The organism is Agathobacter rectalis ATCC 33656 (genome assembly GCF_000020605.1).
In the GTDB taxonomy this organism is placed as follows: Bacteria; Bacillota; Clostridia; order Lachnospirales; family Lachnospiraceae; genus Roseburia; species Roseburia rectalis.
Genome location: NC_012781.1, coordinates 3049340 through 3068199 on the forward strand (window position 1 = coordinate 3049340; position 18860 = coordinate 3068199).

General features: G+C 38.0%; 20 protein-coding genes. 11 read left to right on the forward strand and 9 right to left on the reverse strand.

Features of this window, described 5'->3' with window-relative positions:
* Window positions 1-8: 8 nt before the first annotated feature.
* From EUBREC_RS14370 to EUBREC_RS17130, 4 genes are all read right to left on the reverse strand, one after another.
* Window positions 9-857, reverse strand: coding sequence for a hypothetical protein (locus EUBREC_RS14370; RefSeq protein ID WP_012743958.1), 849 nt, complete (start codon window positions 855-857; stop codon window positions 9-11).
* A 3-nt stretch (window positions 858-860) separates the two neighbouring features.
* Window positions 861-1562: a DUF5027 family lipoprotein gene (locus EUBREC_RS14375; protein ID WP_012743959.1), complete on the reverse strand. Its 702-nt coding sequence runs from the start codon at window positions 1560-1562 to the stop codon at window positions 861-863.
* Window positions 1563-1733: 171 nt separating this feature from the next.
* Complete coding sequence (locus EUBREC_RS14380) at window positions 1734-2150, reverse strand: DUF2712 domain-containing protein (RefSeq protein ID WP_012743961.1); 417 nt, start codon at window positions 2148-2150, stop codon at window positions 1734-1736.
* 18 nt (window positions 2151-2168) lie between these two features.
* Window positions 2169-2336: a cyclic lactone autoinducer peptide gene (locus tag EUBREC_RS17130; RefSeq protein ID WP_012743962.1), complete on the reverse strand. Its 168-nt coding sequence runs from the start codon at window positions 2334-2336 to the stop codon at window positions 2169-2171.
* A gap of 223 nt (window positions 2337-2559) precedes the next feature.
* Between EUBREC_RS17130 and EUBREC_RS14385 the strand changes: the two genes are divergently transcribed.
* The 3 genes from EUBREC_RS14385 to EUBREC_RS17830 all read left to right on the forward strand — a co-directional run bounded on the left by EUBREC_RS14385 (window position 2560) and on the right by EUBREC_RS17830 (window position 5185).
* Window positions 2560-3144 (forward strand): accessory gene regulator B family protein, encoded by a 585-nt coding sequence (locus EUBREC_RS14385; RefSeq protein ID WP_012743963.1) that lies wholly within the window; start codon window positions 2560-2562, stop codon window positions 3142-3144.
* Window positions 3134-3859 carry a LytR/AlgR family response regulator transcription factor gene (locus EUBREC_RS14390; protein WP_012743964.1) on the forward strand — a complete coding sequence of 242 codons (726 nt, stop codon included), beginning with the start codon at window positions 3134-3136 and terminating at the stop codon, window positions 3857-3859. The genes EUBREC_RS14385 and EUBREC_RS14390 overlap by 11 nt, the downstream gene beginning before the upstream one ends.
* A 621-nt stretch (window positions 3860-4480) precedes the next feature.
* Window positions 4481-5185: a sensor histidine kinase gene (locus tag EUBREC_RS17830; RefSeq protein WP_167527333.1), complete on the forward strand. Its 705-nt coding sequence runs from the start codon at window positions 4481-4483 to the stop codon at window positions 5183-5185.
* A 49-nt stretch (window positions 5186-5234) separates the two neighbouring features.
* On the opposite strand, the gene EUBREC_RS14400 is transcribed toward EUBREC_RS17830, so the two are convergent.
* From EUBREC_RS14400 to EUBREC_RS14410, 3 genes are all read right to left on the reverse strand, one after another.
* Window positions 5235-5891 (reverse strand): HD domain-containing protein, encoded by a 657-nt coding sequence (locus EUBREC_RS14400; RefSeq protein ID WP_012743966.1) that lies wholly within the window; start codon window positions 5889-5891, stop codon window positions 5235-5237.
* 310 nt (window positions 5892-6201) lie between these two features.
* The gene (locus tag EUBREC_RS14405; protein WP_012743967.1) at window positions 6202-7170 is read right to left on the reverse strand and encodes a calcium/sodium antiporter; all 969 of its coding nucleotides are present in this window, start codon (window positions 7168-7170) and stop codon (window positions 6202-6204) included.
* A gap of 105 nt (window positions 7171-7275) precedes the next feature.
* The gene (locus EUBREC_RS14410; RefSeq protein WP_022293515.1) at window positions 7276-7863 is read right to left on the reverse strand and encodes a manganese efflux pump MntP; all 588 of its coding nucleotides are present in this window, start codon (window positions 7861-7863) and stop codon (window positions 7276-7278) included.
* Window positions 7864-8410: 547 nt separating this feature from the next.
* Here EUBREC_RS14410 and EUBREC_RS14415 point away from each other — a divergent pair.
* From EUBREC_RS14415 to EUBREC_RS14430, 4 genes are all read left to right on the forward strand, one after another.
* The gene (locus tag EUBREC_RS14415) at window positions 8411-8743 is read left to right on the forward strand and encodes a PadR family transcriptional regulator (RefSeq protein ID WP_012743969.1); all 333 of its coding nucleotides are present in this window, start codon (window positions 8411-8413) and stop codon (window positions 8741-8743) included.
* Window positions 8744-8755: 12 nt separating this feature from the next.
* Window positions 8756-9763 carry a permease prefix domain 1-containing protein gene (locus EUBREC_RS14420; RefSeq protein ID WP_012743970.1) on the forward strand — a complete coding sequence of 336 codons (1008 nt, stop codon included), beginning with the start codon at window positions 8756-8758 and terminating at the stop codon, window positions 9761-9763.
* A 93-nt stretch (window positions 9764-9856) separates the two neighbouring features.
* Window positions 9857-10615, forward strand: coding sequence for a DUF4097 family beta strand repeat-containing protein (locus EUBREC_RS14425; RefSeq protein ID WP_012743971.1), 759 nt, complete (start codon window positions 9857-9859; stop codon window positions 10613-10615).
* 226 nt (window positions 10616-10841) lie between these two features.
* A complete protein-coding gene (locus EUBREC_RS14430) occupies window positions 10842-11813 on the forward strand; it encodes a DUF3880 domain-containing protein (RefSeq protein ID WP_158272418.1) in 972 nt (323 codons plus the stop codon).
* 69 nt (window positions 11814-11882) lie between these two features.
* Here the strand turns inward: EUBREC_RS14430 and EUBREC_RS14435 are convergent, their stop codons facing one another.
* Window positions 11883-13517 carry a motility associated factor glycosyltransferase family protein gene (locus EUBREC_RS14435; RefSeq protein WP_148207817.1) on the reverse strand — a complete coding sequence of 545 codons (1635 nt, stop codon included), beginning with the start codon at window positions 13515-13517 and terminating at the stop codon, window positions 11883-11885.
* Between the two features lie 79 nt (window positions 13518-13596).
* On the opposite strand from EUBREC_RS14435, the gene EUBREC_RS14440 reads away from it, so the two are divergent.
* From EUBREC_RS14440 to EUBREC_RS14455, 4 genes are all read left to right on the forward strand, one after another.
* A complete protein-coding gene (locus tag EUBREC_RS14440; RefSeq protein WP_012743974.1) occupies window positions 13597-14112 on the forward strand; it encodes a DUF3880 domain-containing protein in 516 nt (171 codons plus the stop codon).
* A 162-nt stretch (window positions 14113-14274) separates the two neighbouring features.
* Window positions 14275-15813 carry an IS21 family transposase gene (gene istA, locus EUBREC_RS14445; protein ID WP_012743975.1) on the forward strand — a complete coding sequence of 513 codons (1539 nt, stop codon included), beginning with the start codon at window positions 14275-14277 and terminating at the stop codon, window positions 15811-15813.
* A gap of 6 nt (window positions 15814-15819) precedes the next feature.
* A complete protein-coding gene (gene istB, locus EUBREC_RS14450) occupies window positions 15820-16596 on the forward strand; it encodes an IS21-like element helper ATPase IstB (RefSeq protein WP_012743976.1) in 777 nt (258 codons plus the stop codon).
* Window positions 16597-16702: 106 nt separating this feature from the next.
* Entirely contained in the window at window positions 16703-17326 is a 624-nt protein-coding gene (locus EUBREC_RS14455; RefSeq protein ID WP_049757243.1) for a glycosyltransferase family protein, read from the forward strand.
* Window positions 17327-17353: 27 nt separating this feature from the next.
* Here the strand turns inward: EUBREC_RS14455 and EUBREC_RS14460 are convergent, their stop codons facing one another.
* Window positions 17354-18859 carry a P-loop ATPase, Sll1717 family gene (locus EUBREC_RS14460; RefSeq protein WP_148207818.1) on the reverse strand — a complete coding sequence of 502 codons (1506 nt, stop codon included), beginning with the start codon at window positions 18857-18859 and terminating at the stop codon, window positions 17354-17356.
* Window position 18860: the final 1 nt, after the last annotated feature.

Consider the following 18860-nt stretch of genomic DNA (forward strand, 5'->3'; position numbering starts at 1 on the left):
ATGCATCCTCACATTACATCCTTTTTATGCATCAAAACCATATTAACCGCAATTGTTATAGCAGCCATTAACATAGACATTAAAACTATGATCCAAAGTTTTGCCGGATATCCGGTCTGTACACATTTGGTAAAATAAAATGGTGAAAATTGATAATTTTCTGCCCCAGGAGTATTTGAAAACAACATATTATTAAGTACATTTAATACCATGCAGACAACAAACGGAAAAATACAATTAACCCATTTATATTTAATAAATAGTGCCGACAGCATCGTAATACATGCCAAAGCTCCACAAAACATAAAATCAACCAGCATATATACCGCTACATAAGCAAATGGCTGTGTATAATACAAGCTTGAAAATAGAGAATTGCCAAAAACACCATACATAGTGTCATATGTAGGAACAGGTGTTATTGCCGGAATAAACATCGCAGTCAGCATAAAATTGATGATTAACGGCACTACCATTGCAAGACCACCGGCAATAAATGTTGCCAGAAATTTGGCTGTCAGATAGCTTTTCTCTCCTGCTCTTACCAGCATCTGACGCATATATCCGCTATTTTTTTCTCCGCAAAATGACCAGCCATACGGCAATGCGATAAGCAGCGGAAACACAAAAAAGTATAGTGATGACCCCAGCGAAAAGCCTTCACCACCAATCCAATGATTAAATAGCGTAAATCCCTCATAACAAGGATTGATACCATCATATATCTGACTGTTGTATACAAGATTTACATTATAAACCAGTCCTACTATGCCAATAATAGTTCCTATGATTATGGATATGGCAAAATATCTGGTCTTAATCGCCTTGTTAAGCTCAATTTGTAATACATTTTTCATATGCTACTCCAATCTGAGATCTATAAACTGCCTGTTCTCTTCATCACCATTAAAGTTTACCGACAGATAAAGCTTGCTTAAGTCCATATTATCAATCTGCAGCAATGCCGGATCTACACAAAATCCTATCTGAGCATCAAGCGACTGCCCCTGCACCAGTGTATAATCATATATCCCATGCTCATTGTCCTTTGCATTTGAAAAATAAATCGGATACCCTAAAAGCTGACAGGCACCATTAATTTCATATACCAGGGAAATATCCCCAACAGTGCATATTTCATCCTCGATATTTTTTACAGATATATCGCAAAGCAGAAGCTTTCCGCAGGCCACCTCATCCTTTTTCAGTATCGCAGGCTTTTCGGGATCAGCTCCCATATAATAATCGGTTTCTATAAGTTTATCCTGCACACCATCAATTTCAGCCGCAGTATCATATATTTTTACACTATTTACAATATAACTTTTGGCAACGTATTCTCTATTTGTGCCGTAATCCACGTTTTTCACCTGAATTTCATCTCCAATATTATAAATATCACTTTCATTATCTATCACTATATCCTCAACCTCAGGTCTATCGCTTTCATCACCTTTACCCAGGTTGACGTAGCTTTGTTTTTGATTTGACGAGCAGCCTGAAAATGTGGTTATAAGCATTGAAATTGCCATGATTGCAGTGAATATTTTTCTCTTATCCATAAATTTTCTCCTACCACTTATAATTCAATAAAATGATTGAAAAATCCAAAAGTATCCTTGATGCTTGCATGCTTGCATTTTTAAGTATATCTTTTGGCCCTTATATCACAAAGTACGTTTTATCATACTATAATATATTTATGATAAAACGTACTTCATAATTTTTATTTTCTAATTAGCAGCCTGATATGTCCCTGCACAATCAGGACTCCATTTTCCACTTACTCTTCCGCTAACCCCAGACTTTGCCGATGTGATTCCAAGTTTACACTGTAAATATCCAGATTCTTTTATTGTATTCCTTATTCTTCTTTGCGTTCCACTAGGAATAATTGCACGTCCATTAACTGTTTTGTTGATATCTCCAGATGTTAAAGACTGCACCCATAAATCAAATCCCGATTGATTATATATATAGTGTGACGATGCATCAGTCTTATCTCTTAGCTCTGTATATGCAGACGTACTATAGCTAAATGAAACAACTTTACTAGGCAAGTAGGTATCACGACAATTATTCGCAAGTACAGGAATTCCCGTTGTCATTATTATTCCAGACATGAATAAAGCCATTATTGTTTTTTTCATAATAAACTAACCTCCAATCTAAATATCATTTCTTTTACTTGCTGCTACAAATTCTCTCATCTTGTCAGGCTCCTTAGGCTGATAATAAAGCCCCCAGCAAAATTCTAATGCCTGCGGTGCAACGATTTCTGCTAACCGGCATAACAAATTCTTTTCTTTGGTCTGACTTTTCTTATGTTCTTTCAAATTTTAATGCCTCCTCCTTCGTATTATGCTTGTCAATTGGCACTTTCATATTACCTCATTTTCTCTCATATAACTGTATTTCTTCTTAATAGTCAAAAATGAGGAGTGAGCGGTCTTATCAACCACTCACTCCTCGTTTTCATCCACTTATCCATAAATTACAATTTCTTTATAAAAAAATATATAATAGATTTATTCATAATTTTATGTAAGGAGACCAGCTATGAAATCTATTGGAAAATGCTTATCCGAAAAATATGTTTTAAATGGAATTATTGAATCTCATTTTAGTGATGCATATGCTTATATTTTTGACTACATGTTTAATTTCATATTATACAATTTATCACTATTAACTTTAGGTTTTTTATTTCACCATCCGATAGCCGTTACAATATATATTATCATTACAGGATCTTTACGTGCTGTAACCGGTGGGTATCATTGCAAAACACGTATTTCATGCTATATACTATCATATACTGTATTTTCTATATATCTTTTAACTATTGCCACTATACCTATGATTTCTGCATATATCTTGATACCCATATATATTATTTGCTGGATTTTAATATTAGTGGTTTCACCTGTTGACACACCTAACAAAGTATTTAGTAAGTCAGCTAAAAAGACAGCCCGGAAAAAAACCTATATTATTTTTTTCTTCAATTCCATATTTACAATTCTGTCACTTTTGTTACACTGGAATAAAGGTTTAATTTTTATTGATTTAAGTCTCATAATATGCGCAACAGGTCTTTATACCGGATATATTTCAAATATAAGGAGGCATCATGAATCTTAATATAGCAATATGCGACGATGATACAAACGATATCGCAATAATGAAAAAGAATATTTTACAATACACAATAGAAACTGATAACAACATTGTCGTATCATCTTATTTTTCAGCGAGTGATATACTTTCAGACTACAAGAATCATCTCTATCAGATAGTACTTCTGGATATAGAAATGCCAGACATAAATGGTATGGAACTTGCCAGACAACTCCGGGATATGGATGATGATCTGCTCATTATATTTACAACATCCTATCCGGAATATATGCACGAAAGCTTTGAAGTCCAGCCATTTCAATTCATAACAAAACCGGTCGACTATACAGCTATATACAAGCTTTTTAACAATATTATCAAAAAATTATATCGAAACTCAAAAAGTATCGTTATAATTGATACTGATGGTGAAAAAAATTTTGTACCTTTAAGCGATCTTCTTTATATTTCATCAATGAAAGAAAATAAGTTACATCTCAGATATCAACTTACTGACAGAGCATTGATATCCAAAGGCACTTTATCCGAAGCAGAAAAACGACTTTCTTCTCACGGATTTGTTTCACCTTCAAGAGGATTTCTGGTAAATTTACACCAGATCAGATCAATTACTTCCACGCGGCTTTTACTGAATAACGGCTTTGAACTTCCAATCAGCCGGAGAAGATCCAAGGAATTACAAAATATCTACTCTCAGCACATTATTAATATATTATAAATTTAAGGAGACAAGTTTATGAAAATAGTATTGTTGAATTTATTGGACAGCATGATGTCCGGTGCAGCAGCCTTTATATTTTTTCAGACAATTCTTGGAAAGAAGAAATCCCAACTGCCATATTATATAATACTTCTCATATTTGTATGCAGCTTTACTATTTATGCAGCCATTACATCTATTTTAATTGGCAATACATCGACACTGGCAGTTTATTTACGTTTAACCTTATCATCTTTACTTTGTTTCTGCCTAAGTTTTCTTTATTCAGCCAATTTGCGAACTAAAATACTTATATCCATCAGTACTACTATATTATGCTCTATCTTTGAAGCTTTTTCGTATTACATTATTACAAGCATTTACTCATATCGAGTCGAAAAAGATACTATGGATTTTTTAGTATTCTCCAATATATCGCTTATGGCGAATATGTTTTTCCTTATTTTTTCAATACTGATTCATTTTATCTGGAAAAAGGAGGCTTTTGTTCATTCTTTAAGTTATACAATAATTTTATTGGTTATTCCGGTACTTTCTATGTGCCTGTTACTATCAAAACCAATTTTATATCTAAATATAAATATTCCGTCTGCCTTTTTCATTTTAGCAGCCTTTGTATTGTTTATAAATATTATGAACTATATATTGTTTTACAACGTCCTCGAAAACGAAGAGCTCCGCTTTCAGCTTACCATCCAAAAAGAACAGATTGAATTTCAGCGCAACAAATACGAGCAACTGGGTGCTGCCTACAAAAATATACGTAGCTTTATGCACGACACCAAAAAGCATCTGTTTTATATTGAAAATTGTGTTACTGAGAAAAAATATGACGATATAATCCCTTATTCTAAAGAGATTATGCACGACCTCGAATCACGCTATTGTACTATTAATACAGGAAATCTCGTTATAGATGCCTTTGTAAGCAACCTGCTGCTTCAGACAAAAGCCCAAGGTATCACTCTGCACACCAATCTGAAATTTGACAAAGCCACTATTCCTGTCAATGATTATCACCTGACTATCATTCTCGGAAATCTGCTTGATAATGCGCTTAATGCCTGCCGTGGACAAATCGGAGCAAATATCAAGGTTGCGGTAAGAACTGTAGACGGCACCTTTACCATACACGTTGCAAACACATATGTGATTGCAGATCCTGACAAGGCACCTGATGATTTTGAAAAAATAGATTTTATTCACGGATATGGTCTGAAAAATGTAAAGGACTCAGCCGAGGCATGCGGTGGTTTCTGCGTGATCCATCATGAAAATGATGTATACTCTGCCACTGTTATAATACCTATTCTGAATCCTTGAATTAATTCATCAACAAAAAGGATAACCTATCCATCTGAAATCCGATTTTCTACAACACCTTTGAACCATTTGCCGTAAGCTTAAAAGTTGCACCTAGCACCTCCGCTGCGCCACGACACATCATCATTCGACCCAGGAAAATTTCAAAATACTCATACATAGAGCAGATTTTCGTATCAATCTGCAGATTAAGCGCTATGACTTTTTTATCCATATTTATTTTAAGAGCTGCATCTGTTACTGCATAATTTACCCTGTCGTGTATATCAAAATTTTCTTTTGCCTTGTTCCTTACACGGTTTCTGCGCACATCGGTTTTATCTGCTATGATGAGTGCTGCTGAAATAGGATCCGTTGCCCCTCCGGTTGACTCATCATGATGTCCTATCGCAGACACAACCGTTATCCTATCCTTCAGACTCATATCTGTTTCTTTGAGTATCTCGTTTGCCAGTATTGCACCATATTCCGCATGACGGCTTCTGTTTACCACATTTCCGATATCATGCATAAATCCCGCGATTTTTACCATTTCAATATCAGATTCGCTGTAGCCGAATTTCTTTAATATATATGCTGCTCTTTTGGCTACCATTGTGCAATGAGCTACCGAATGGTCTGTAAAGCCCAATACTCCAAGGTTTTCATTCCCTTTCTTTAAACATTCACAGACCTCCTTATTCTTTTTTATCTCATCGTATGTCAAATTATTGCCTCCTGTTTTGTTACTTAATCATAAATTATAGTCTGCTTTTCATAAAAATATTCGTACATGTTTTGTAATCTTTATTTCTGCACTTATAAGCGTAACAAATAATTGAAAATATATTGAGGTGGCTGTGTAAAATTTGTGGGAAATTTTCTATTTACTATTGATATATTTTGCATTGACATATTTTGTTGCATATTTTCCTCCTTTATGCATATATTTGACTAAAAAATATGCAGATACTCAATAAGTATCTGCACATTTTCTAAGTAATATTATGCATTAAAGGTTCAAAAGGTATTTTACCCTATCGTATAATAATATACGCTGTATATGCTGCATACATTAGCAGCATGATGATACCCTCGCCTCTTTTTATCTCACGCTTTGTCCATGCCATAATCCACACGATGAGTGAAAATACCACAAGCACGATAATATCTATGATATTTTCCTGTATGAATGCTATCGGGCTGATGGCTGATGCAATTCCGAGCACCATGAGTATGTTGAAAATACATGAGCCGACTGCATTTCCGAGTGCCATATCGACCTCGTTTTTTCTGGCTGCGACTATTGATGTCACAAGCTCCGGAAGCGATGTTCCGATAGATACGATGGTCAGTCCGACGAGTGTCTGGCTCATTCCAAGGTCAATCGCTATGCGGCTTGCACTGTCTACTACGACATCTCCGCCTACTGCGATACCGACAGCTCCGATCAGGATGAAAATCACTGCTTTTGGCATTGAGATAAGCGGTATCTCATCGACCTCCTCATCTGATGACTGCCTGTTCTGTTTTAATGTGTGTCTGATAAGGTAGAAAATATATCCTGCAAAGCAGCCGAGCAGTATTATCCCGTCCACTCTGCCGAGTGTCATGCCGATTGTTCCCATGACAAGAAGTAAAATGGCACATATCATCGAAAATGGGAAATCCCTTTTTAATGATGCTCCATCCACCACTATCGGTGTCATCAAAGCGCACACGCCGATTACTACCATAAGGTTAAATATGTTTGAGCCTGTCACGTTGCTGACTGCAAGCGTATTGTTGTGTGCTATGGATGCTGCCACACTGACCGCTGTTTCAGGAAGCGAAGTTCCCATCGCAACAATTGTCAGTCCAATGATAAGTGACGGCACCTTGAAGCGCTTTGCCACGCTTGAGCTGCCCTCCACGAACATGTCTGCGCCCTTTACCAAAAACACAAAGCCCACTATGAGGCAGAGCAGCACCACTATAAACGGTGCATTATTGATGAAATTTTCCATGTTGAATCCTCCATTTTTTTATTTTTGTATTCTATATTATTTCATTTCTTATAGGATCTGAAATGTAATCCCAGCCACAGTTTCTGTCATATCATAACACGCTCATTAAAAGCTTATAAACCCCAGGTGCTCAAGCAATATCTTCACACCTATGAGTATGAGAATGATTCCTCCGGCTATCTCTGATTTCTTTTTATATTTATTGCCGAAAAAGTTTCCGACTATGACTCCGATGATTGAGAGCACGAAGGTTGTAAGTCCGATGATTGCAATAGCCCAGTAGATGTTTAAGCTGTCATAGGTAAATGCAAACATGATTCCGACTGCAAGCGCATCGATGCTTGTCGCAATTGCAAGCAGAAGCATCTCTCCCTGATTGAGCGCCAGGTCTTTTTCCACGACAGAGTCATCATCCTTTTCCTTTACTGCCTCATAAACCATCTTTCCACCGATGAATCCCAGCAGAATGAATGCTATCCAGTGGTCAATGCTTGTGATGTACTTCTCAAAGCGGATGCCCAGCATATAGCCGATAAACGGCATGAGCGCCTGAAATCCTCCGAAATACAGACCGATTGTCAGCGCCTGCTTTCTGTTTACCTTTGTCATTCCAAGTCCCTTGCAGATGGATACTGCGAAGGCGTCCATTGACAAACCTACTCCTATGAGCAGGATTTCAATAAATAATACCATATTTTTCTCCCTTTTGCCTAGTGTGCGGCGATTAATTTCTCCCGGATAAGCATATGAAAAAATGAGACCCTCGCATGCAGACACGAAACCTTATAAAGCTATAATTATATGGCTTATATAGCTTTATTGTGTGCTGCATACTTGAGTCTCATTCTTTAATGTTTGCCAGGTCTATTGACCGGTCTGTTGACAAACCACGTATATGTAATGATACGCGAACTACTCCCTCAGAGGTAGTGTGTATTTAATTAATCGCCTTTGCTTCTAAAAAAATATATCAAATGACATGGGCTGTGTCAATGTATTTTACCGCTAATTTTTGTACGGAATGGCTAACTTTTTAAAATAATCAAAACACCCGGAACATTTTTTACAAAACAAATTTTATACAGACTTACACAACTAATTATTTTAAAATCATGGTTGACACGAAAAACAACATGTGATATGTTTACTACGACAGACATAGTATGACACTCGTAGTATGTTACTCGTAGTATTGAATAATTTTAACATGAAATTAAACACTTGATACAGGAGGTGAATAATGCTAAATATAAGCAGCGATGTCATCCGCGGATACAACGATACCATCATACTCTACCTGCTCCTCGACAGACCATCCTACGGCTACGAGATTTCAAAGCAGATAAGGCTAATATCCGAGGAAAAATACGTCATAAAAGAAACAACTCTCTACTCTGCATTTACCCGCCTTGAGAAAAACGGCTATATCACATCATTCTCTTCGAGCGACAATGCAAGCGGCAAAAGGCGGACCTACTATCAGATTACCGATGCCGGCAGAGAATATTACAGGATGAAATGCGAGGAATGGAAACTGACGCTTGATGTAGTAAGCAAATTCATACGATTTTAAAGGAGACATTTTATGGAAACTATAAAGAATTATCTGGAAAATATGTTTTCGCACCTCCCGAATACCCCCGAGGTGCAAAAAGCCAAATATGAACTCTATCAGATGATGGAGGATAAATACAACGAATTAATATCCGAGGGCAAATCTGACAACGAAGCCATAGGCATAGTCATATCAGAGTTTGGAAATCTTGACGAGCTTGCTGACTCACTCGGTATCAAGAGCTTCGTGAATCCCAGTCAGGCAATGCCTGCTTCCAAAACACTCTCCCGCGAGACTGCTGTCGCATTCCTCAGGGATTCGGCAAAACAAGCATATCTCACAGCGTTTGGAGTGCTGCTTTGCATCCTCGCAAGCCTTGGACCGATATTCAGCGAATGCATTCCGCGTTCACTCGCTTCACCTGACGCATCTGATGCAATCGGCATTACCTTCCTGTTCCTGTGTGTCGCAGTGGCAGTCGGCTTCTTCATTTTTTCAGGCTCTATCTCATCCAAGTGGAGCTACCTGAAGCAAGAGCCTTACTGCATAGATTTTGAGACGGCAAACTGGGTCATCGAGCGAAAGGAAAGCTACCGCTCCACACATGCGATGCTTTTAACAGTGGGTATCATGCTCTGCATACTCTGCGCAGTGCCGGCAATCATAATCAGCTCACTGAACACCAAAAGCACCTTCGCAGACTCACTTTCAGGCGGACTCGTGCTCGTGTTTATAGCAATCGGTGTATTCATGATAGTATTCACAAACATGAAGAAATCAAGCTTTGACAAGCTTCTTTCCCTGAACGGAGCACAGACTATGGGCGGCAATTTTGCCAATTCACACGATGGCAAGGTGCACTATGAAAACCCTGTTGTGGCTGCAATCATGTCAGTCTACTGGTCAACTGTCACATGCATCTATCTATGCTGGAGCTTTATTACCTTTGACTGGGGTATCACATGGATTATCTGGCCAATAGCCGCAATCATCAATTCGCTGGTGGAAAATCTGCTCGGCGATAAACATGGAAATTAACGGAAACCAGGATAGTCAAAAATGTGTGTAGCATATTTTGAATAATCACAAAACAAATTATGCAACAAGATAATTCAGAAATGGAGACAAGTCATGAAAAAGAATATATATCTAATAATAATTACAATAATTACAGTGGTCTGCATCATCGCCGGGAGTCTCTACCATATCGGTGGCTTTGCCCTAGGCCTGTTTGACAATCTGATTCCGCGCTCAGACAAGTCTCTCGGAAACGTATGCACAGAGGAGCTTTCAGTCGATGAATTTTCAAACCTGGTATTTGATACAACCATATCGAACATCAACGTTAAAACCGGTGACAGCTATACGGTCTCATACAAATGCAACAAGCGACTGGTTCCAAAGATTAGGAGCACAGGCGATACCCTCACAATATCCCAAAGCAAAGGAGCCAACTACAGAAGAAGCACCACGAGCGAAATCACTGTTACCATTCCTAAGGGCGCAGCATTGAACAAGCTCTCCTTTGATACAGGCGTAGGCGAGGTAAACCTTAATTCCCTGACCGCAGCTGATGCTGAATTTGACACCGGCATAGGCGATTTATATGTCACAGACTGCAGCTTCGCCACATGTGATGTGGATGGCGGAACCGGCAACCTTAGCTTTGAAAACTGTGCCTTTGACGAAATGGATATCGACGGCGGTACAGGTAACATCACTGTGACATCCTCACAGTCACTTGACGGCTACATGATGGACCTGGACTCAGGTACAGGCGATATCACAATCAACGGTAATGACTATAATGATGAGTATGAGGTAAATGAGCATGCCAAAAAGCACCTGGTTATCGACTCGGGGCTTGGGGATATTGAGGTGAGGTATTAGTACCATATCATCCGATAATTTCTTAATGTCCTTATTTTTTGAAGAACTCTTGATTCTCTCAAACACATTTTTGGATAATTACTTTCCGGATTGTTATCATTTTCCCATAAAAGCTCGATGTCATGCGGATTATATTCTATTTTATTCACTTGACACAACTTCACGGATTCAGGTAAGATTTAGCGTTGGAATATTAAGCGCTTACAAACAAAGAAAGGCCGCCCACATGAAAATTCTATTCTACCGATACAACAGCATCTGCGAGCCGGATGTAATACAGGCATTCAAAGAACTCGGACACAGCGTATGCGAAATCCGTGAAGAAATGACAAATAAAGCCGTCACACCGTCCGAATGTGTTCATCTGGTGTCAAACGCACTTGAAAAAACAAACAGCAACATAGTATTTTCCATAAACTTCTATCCTGCAATATCAGAGGTATGCAACATATATCACCTTCCTTACGTGTGCTGGATAGTGGACTCCCCGGTGATGGAGCTTTACACCAAATCAATCACCAATCCGTGGAACCGCGTGTTCCTGTTTGACAACACACTCTATCAGGAATTTGCCCCTCTAAACCAGGACTGCATATATTATCTGCCTCTTGCGACCAATGTAACAGCCAAACAGCAGGTCATAAAACAGGCAAAAAAATCAGGCTACGTGATGCCTGATGTCTCAAACTCGGATTCTATTAAGAAGCTTTGTCAATATAAAAGTGATATAGCCTTTATAGGCTCCCTCTATACAGAGAAAAATCCATACGACAGCCTGCGCAATACCAGCGATTTTTTTAACGGCTACATGGACGGACTTATTGAAGCCCAGCTTAAAGTCTATGGATACTACTTTGTGCAGGAAGCACTGACAGAAAACATAATAGAAGAATTCAAACAATGTATGCCAGATTTCTACACACAGCCACAAAGCTCATATATCACAGACCGCGCCACAATCGCGCAGTACTACATTGGCAATAAAATAGCAGCCGTGGAGAGACAGCGCATGCTTTCTTTGCTGTCCGAAAAATATGATGTAGACCTCTACACCGGAAGTGATACATCATCTCTTCCGCATATACATAACCGCGGCTTTGCCAAAACACTGACTGAAATGCCAATTATATTTCATGAATCCAAAATCAATCTGAATATGACCGCAAAACCAATTCGCACCGGAATACCATACTTATGAAAAAAAGGTGGAGCTGATGCTCGAGAGTCTGTAGATCTGTCATATCATAGTGAGCATCCTTTTAAGCATTTAAAAATATAAATTCATTTTATCCCAGGTTGTCCATATCGTGCCTTCTATAAAAGCACATTCTCCTGTATTATAAATTGTGGTTTCTTTTTCATTTACAATTCGTCTCTGTATCCATTTTCTGTAAATATCAAGGTTCTTGCTTGTAAAAACTTCGCCACCATTGCAACTGGCAACTTTACGCAAGCCATTAAAATCTTTTATCTGGCGCCCCTCACCTTTTACGTGCGAAATACCTCCTGTGTATGCCAAATCAACACCAACAAAAATTATCTGCTTTGCACTAAATTTCAGAGCAATATCAAGAGCTGTTGTAGTAACAGAGCCTCCTGTCTCAAAAACAGGTATACCAGCCTCATCTGCTGCTTGTTCCGCTTTATCATACCCTTTTTGATATGCTATATATGTTTGTCCAGAATAATTCTCTACAACAGAATTCTCCCCTGTTGATAAAATTATTAAAGGAATATCATCTAAATCCAACCCTTTAACCTGTTTATACATATCAGGTTTTGGATCTGTTATAATTATCACATCCGGTCTTATGTCTTCATTTAGAAGAGTCCTTACTGCATGTCCTGTTGCAAAAATAGTAATTTCCGTTCTATACTCCTTCAATGCATTCAATTGACTGCTGGCAGATGGTCCTGCACCTACAATAACCACGCTTTTGTTTTCAAATAATGGTTTCAGACTTGTACAATCCGGCAACTTTCTTTTGCTATTTTGGATAAAATTATTATCCAGGTACATTTCTTGTTCTTTCATACTATTAATAGTAACAAAGAAATCCTCTAAGGTCATTTTTATTTTAGGATTTTCTATAGCCTGTATCGAAGGATAATGTATCACTAATTCATAATTTGTAAAATGATTCAATTCATCAATTAGTTTTTTAATATCATCATTATAAATAATCTCTAAACGTTTCTGTTTTAAATATTCGCCCCAATCCAAATACCGCATGGAAAATAAAATCGTTTCTTTATCATTTTCCAATACTATAACTTTACTATAAGGCTTCTTATCCAATAATTCTCTTACATGATATCCGAGCCCCATTCCATACACTATATAATAATCCGCTGTCTGAACATCCTCCATCAGCATCCTTGCTTCATTCTGCGGATCCACACTGCTATGCATATAAAAAACTCTATTATTTACTTTTTGTTGTAATGTTATTTGTCCATTTATTGCAATAGATGGAATCAATTTACCACTGCTATTATCTGTTTTGCTATCGTCCTGTAATATGCAATATAAATCATAATCCATCTGTCTGAGCACCGATAAATTGTGCTGTAAATTATCAGGAATTACTGCATTTCCGTCATTACACAATTCAATTTGTACCTTTTGCAAAAGCGGCAGCAAATCTCCATCCAGAATATCCGCCTGCAGAATGTAATCCATATTGTCCTGTGCATTTAATATAGCAAGTAAAATCTCCTGCAGTTCACTTGAACAACTATCATTTTTTGATAGCAAAAATTCTGTAATATCATCTAAGTTTCGAAGAAAAGCACTTAATTTTGACGTTCCCTCATGATATCTTTGTTTTCTGAAACAAGACACTATCTGAGGTATCAGCAAGAGATTTTCTCTATTTGATTCAAATAAATTCGCATTCATATCCATTACCTTTTTCTTGTTTATAATTATATTTTCGGATATAATTTATATAAATTCAAGCATTAACAGGAGATTTATTATGAAAATATTGTTTTTAGAATGGAAAAGTTATTGCGTGCCAGATATGATAGAAGCCCTGGAAACAGCTGGTCACTATGTCACACTAATAACCTGTAAAGAAATGACAGACAGATATAATACAGAATTCGAAAAAATCTTTAATTCATACATAGAACAAGTCTCTTATGATGCTGTATTTACATTTAACTATTTTCCCATTGTTTCTAAAATGTGTAATAAACTTAATTTACTATATATTTCATGGGTATACGATAATCCTTTGGTGACTCTTTTCTCATGTACCGTTATAAATAAGTGCAATAGAATTTTTCTTTTTGATCGTAATTCATATGAATATTTTCACAATGCTGGAATTGAAACTGTTTTTTATCTTCCACTGTGTGCTAATCCTCAAAGACTCTGTTCTTATACAACCGACCCGTCTCCGATAAATGATATTTCTTTTGTCGGCTCATTATATACAGAACCAAAACAGAGACTTTATGACCGAATCGACGGTATTGATGAATACTGAATAATCCGAGGTGAAATCCATCACCTGTCCGGTGTATGGAAATCGCAGTTCCACTTTATCGGAAATCGCGATTCCGTTAAAAAGGAAATCATTTTGTTCCCAAATCCTTATAATGAAGATATGCACCCTATGGTGTAAATTCATTACAAGGAGGTCACTATTATGACCAAATACCGAGAAATCATCCGGCTTACCGGATTGGGCTTCTCTCAGCGTAACATCATGGCAAGCTGTGGTGTTGCTCAGAAAACTGTAGTCAAAGTTCAAAAACGTGCCAGAGAATTAAATATTTCTTGGCCACTTGATGAATCTATGACGGATACTGAACTTCAAAGACTAATGTTTTCTAAAGAAAGTTCAGTATCGCAAAACAAGCGTATGCCAGACTACGACTACATCCACAAGGAGCTGCTCCGTAACGGAGTCAGTAAAAAGCTCCTGTGGACTGAATACATGGAGGACTGCCGTGCCAACGGCGATGAACCGCTCATGTATTCTCAATTCTGCCATCATATCCAGCAGGATGAGCAGAAACGACGTGCTACCATGCACATCAATCGCAAACCCGGTGAGCAGATTGAAGTTGACTGGGCAGGGGATCCTGCAACAATCATCGACCCGGATACCAGTGAAATCTTAAAGGCTTACATATTCGTAGGTGTAATGACTTACAGCCAGTATGCGTATGTAGAAGCCTTTCTGGATATGAAGCAGAAATCATGGATCACTGCTCATGTCCATATGTACGAGTTCTTTGGCGGTGTTGCCAGAATCCTTGTTCCGGATAACTGCAAGACAGCGGTTGTTCACAATGGTGGTTGGAAAGACAAGCAGATCAATGAAACTTATCAGGAAATGGCTGAGCACTATGGCACAGCTATCATCCCTGCCCGTGTCAGGACACCAAAGGATAAGCCGAATGCTGAAGGAACAGTAGGAAATATTTCTACCTGGATAACAGCAGCACTCCGAAATGAACAGTTCTTTTCTCTTGCCGAATTAAACCATGCAATCAGAGAAAAACTGGAACGATTCAATCGAATACTCTTTCAAAAGAAAGAGGGCAGCCGGTTGGACTTATTCCTTGAAGATGAAAAGCCGTTACTTTCGCCATTACCTGCTACCCGCTTTGAACTGAGTGACTGGAAGACAGCCACTGTCCAGTTCAATTATCACATATCTGTGGATGGAATGCTATACTCAGTTCCATATGAATACATCAAAAAGAAAGTTGATGTAACGGTAACAGATACCACCATTGAAATTTTTTACAATCATAACCGCATTGCTTCCCACCGCCGTCTGAAAGGACGCCCCGGGCAGTACAGCACCATTACGGAACATATGCCGGAAGATCACCAGAAGTATCTGGAGTGGAATGGCGACCGCTTCCGCAAATGGGCTGAGCGGATTGGCATAAATACGTACACTGTGGTCAATGCAATACTGACCTCCAAACGTGTGGAACAACAAACTTATCGGAGCTGCATGGGACTTTTAAAGCTTACTGATAAATACTCAGAAGCTTCGCTTGAAGCCGCTTGTAAAAAAGCATTATCCTATACAGCTTCGCCCAGTTACAAGAGTATCAAAAACATCCTTGTAACTGGTTCTGTAAAAACGGAGCCAGAATCATCTGGATCCAAGACCACACATAAAGCACACGGCATCACAAGAGGTGCCGACTACTATCGGAGGTAATCACATATGACAAATCAGAGTACAATAGATAAACTTATTGAAATGCGCCTTACCACAATGGCAGATGCATTCCGTAACCAGCTTGACGATCCGAAATTCAAGGAAGTTCCTTTTGAAGACCGCTTTGGAATGCTAGTAGATATCGAATACAGCAACCGCAAGAATAACCGCCAGAAGCGTCTTATCCGCAACGCCGGATTCGATCAGCCGGAAGCAAGTATCATGGATATCAACTATACTTCCGGGCGCAAGCTGAACAAGGATCTGATAAACAGACTTGCCACCTGCGAATATATATCTGAACACCGGAATCTTTTTATTACCGGTGCAACAGGCTGTGGTAAAACATACATGGCATGTGCATTCGGCATGGAAGCCTGCAAGCAGTATTACAACACCAGGTATGTCCGTATGCCAGACTTACTCATGGATCTGGATATTGCACGAACTGAAGGAAACTACCGTAAAGTTATAGCAAAATATTCCAATCCGGTACTTCTCATTCTGGATGAATGGATGCTTCTCAAACCAACAGATATAGAGCAGAAAGATATCTTTGAACTTCTTCATCGCAGACGTAAGAAATCATCAACTATCTTCTGTTCACAGTATGTGTTTGAGGAATGGTATGATCAGCTTGGAGGAGAAGCAAGTCCTCTAGCCGATGCAATCATTGACCGTATTGCTTATGACAGCTATCAGATTAACATCACAAGCATTGATGCTGAGCATGACAGATCCATGCGTGAGGTTTATGGCTTGGATAAATCAATGCGAAATTAAACTTGCATAGATGATTTCCACTTCCGGACATCTGATTTCCAAATTTCCGGAAGTGCGATTTCATCGCACAAGAATATTCAAATACAGCAAAGGATATCTCGATGCAATGGTAAATGCTCAGGCAAATATTGATGGGCATTTCTTTTTGGAGGATTTTCTTAATCCATCACTGATTGCAGCTATGGAGAAAGTCTATCCTATCACCCCCAATTCTGATGGAGCAGAAACACCTGCATACATTTACTCTCAATATTTTCTAGGCAGACGCGCCACAGCAATATCAAGACAGAATATTCTTAAAAAACTATCAGACAGCTTCCATGTCACTGTCTATACTCATGAAAACTGTCAGGCAGTCCTGCCAAATGTACTATATGGCGGAAAAATAGACTACTACAATGATATGCCGACAGTCTTCCAGCGTAGCCGCATAAATCTCAATATAACTTTAAAAACCATTCAGACAGGAATCCCTCTGCGTGCATGGGATATACTTGGCTGTGGAGGATTTCTTTTGTCAAATTTACAGCAGGAACCTTGCGAATATTTCGTACCTGGTGAAGACTTTGTATACTATGAGTCTACCGATGATGCAGTAGAAAAAGCAGCATATTTTCTCTCCCACGAAAATGAGCGCATCGAAATCGCCCATAATGCAGTTGAAAAAATTGCTGCTTATCATACTTACAATCATAGGGTGGAGGAAATGTTTGAAATAATTAATTCTTAAACTATTCATATAACACTTTGAATACGTTTACTTTGGTCTTCGTATACCACCTTTACGCTTCAAACCAAATCCGTACAGATATATTTCTGGAACGTTGACCCTAGAATCCGATGTTTCCATAATAATTCCCAACGCCAATAAAACACTATATATCTCCTGTTTTGTTCTTCCTGGAAGTTCATCTTTTTTTTCTTCTGACCATAAATCGGGGGTAAGATATTCTAAAAACTCGTCTTTTTCCATTAGCATTGTCTTACCTTTTAATCTATCAATCAATTCTGTCAGCCATTGGTACTCCTCACTTGTAAGTTCTTTGACCCGGTCTTCCGATACCGTTACTAATGCACCTTGCAGATATGTTGGAACCAATAAATGATCCTCTTTCAAATCATTTAATTCGTCACTATGTTTAATCATTTCATTTGAAGCAAACGAAAAACACTTCAAAAACGGTCTAGGTGTCAATTCTCCATTCGCATCCTGAATATGATTCGGAACCCACGAATAGCTTTTACCTTTCTTAGGTGTTTTTCCCATGTATTTGCCAATGAGTTTGTCAGTAAAATCATGTAATGCCTGCTCGGAATCACATGGTAAACATCCAAGTTCATCACTTTTTTCCTTTAAAAGCTGCGGTATTTCACTCAAATACCTTAACGCAACCTCTGAACCAGAATTTGCAATACGTTTTACCAGCAATCTATATAAAGATATCGTATCCCACTTCAGTTCTAAATGGTACGCTCTAAGTTTTGATGCATCAACAAATTGAAGTGCCTTTGAATTATAAAGATCACTTCTTAAAAAGATTTTCGCTTTTATGTTTGTAAAACGATTATTATATTCATACCAAAAATTCAACAAGCCTTTTATAAATCCAAATAAATCTTTATAGTTACTACATATTCTATCTAATTCATCATAAGTAATATAAATATGTTTGCCACATTTCTGAAAATAAGCATCTACCTCATCTAAAAAAGTCATACATGTCTCTTCCTTCTCTAACACCAGCTCCCACCACTTGGATAGCTGACTATTCGATTTAAGAAGTATATCCTTTAACTCAGATTCCAGATATTCATTCATCAGTTTCATTATTTCCGGAACATCATGATATTTTCTCACAACAACCCCACATACCAGTCCCGTCCAAAATACATTTATATCCATCGAAGATTTATTTTCAATCCATCGAGAACATATACTTTGACTCGGAAACTGCTTTGCCCCATCTCCACTTGCAATATATCCTATAATAAATTCGGCATTTTGAATATTTTGAAATCTTTTCTTATCACACTCATTAATTATAAAATTTAAGCCATTGCAGGAAGTGAGTATTCGAAACAATTCTGTCTTTCCTGTTCCACGCCCACCTGTAATAAGAAATACTCTGTCTTCAGCCAATTTATTATAATCTCGTAATGGAAGAAAATTCTGCAATACATTTTCTTCATTTTCTGCGGCACCGTTTTCTGATACACAATTTCCTATCTGTTGTAAAATTTCTATTTTTTCTTGCAAATCCATA

What these genes read in the sequence shown, in the direction of transcription:
- EUBREC_RS14390 (WP_012743964.1), top strand. Translation starts at nt 3,134, where the DNA reads ATGAATCTTAATATAGCAATATGCGACGATGATACAAACGATATCGCA.
- EUBREC_RS14415 (WP_012743969.1), top strand. Translation starts at nt 8,411, where the DNA reads ATGCTAAATATAAGCAGCGATGTCATCCGCGGATACAACGATACCATC.
- EUBREC_RS14375 (WP_012743959.1), bottom strand. Translation starts at nt 1,562, where the DNA reads ATGGATAAGAGAAAAATATTCACTGCAATCATGGCAATTTCAATGCTT.
- EUBREC_RS14430 (WP_158272418.1), top strand. Translation starts at nt 10,842, where the DNA reads ATGAAAATTCTATTCTACCGATACAACAGCATCTGCGAGCCGGATGTA.
- EUBREC_RS14440 (WP_012743974.1), top strand. Translation starts at nt 13,597, where the DNA reads ATGAAAATATTGTTTTTAGAATGGAAAAGTTATTGCGTGCCAGATATG.
- EUBREC_RS14410 (WP_022293515.1), bottom strand. Translation starts at nt 7,863, where the DNA reads ATGGTATTATTTATTGAAATCCTGCTCATAGGAGTAGGTTTGTCAATG.
- EUBREC_RS14420 (WP_012743970.1), top strand. Translation starts at nt 8,756, where the DNA reads ATGGAAACTATAAAGAATTATCTGGAAAATATGTTTTCGCACCTCCCG.
- EUBREC_RS14405 (WP_012743967.1), bottom strand. Translation starts at nt 7,170, where the DNA reads ATGGAAAATTTCATCAATAATGCACCGTTTATAGTGGTGCTGCTCTGC.
- EUBREC_RS14425 (WP_012743971.1), top strand. Translation starts at nt 9,857, where the DNA reads ATGAAAAAGAATATATATCTAATAATAATTACAATAATTACAGTGGTC.
- EUBREC_RS14455 (WP_049757243.1), top strand. Translation starts at nt 16,703, where the DNA reads ATGGTAAATGCTCAGGCAAATATTGATGGGCATTTCTTTTTGGAGGAT.
- EUBREC_RS14370 (WP_012743958.1), bottom strand. Translation starts at nt 857, where the DNA reads ATGAAAAATGTATTACAAATTGAGCTTAACAAGGCGATTAAGACCAGA.
- istA (WP_012743975.1), top strand. Translation starts at nt 14,275, where the DNA reads ATGACCAAATACCGAGAAATCATCCGGCTTACCGGATTGGGCTTCTCT.
- EUBREC_RS14385 (WP_012743963.1), top strand. Translation starts at nt 2,560, where the DNA reads ATGAAATCTATTGGAAAATGCTTATCCGAAAAATATGTTTTAAATGGA.
- EUBREC_RS14380 (WP_012743961.1), bottom strand. Translation starts at nt 2,150, where the DNA reads ATGAAAAAAACAATAATGGCTTTATTCATGTCTGGAATAATAATGACA.
- istB (WP_012743976.1), top strand. Translation starts at nt 15,820, where the DNA reads ATGACAAATCAGAGTACAATAGATAAACTTATTGAAATGCGCCTTACC.
- EUBREC_RS14460 (WP_148207818.1), bottom strand. Translation starts at nt 18,859, where the DNA reads ATGGATTTGCAAGAAAAAATAGAAATTTTACAACAGATAGGAAATTGT.
- EUBREC_RS14435 (WP_148207817.1), bottom strand. Translation starts at nt 13,517, where the DNA reads ATGAATGCGAATTTATTTGAATCAAATAGAGAAAATCTCTTGCTGATA.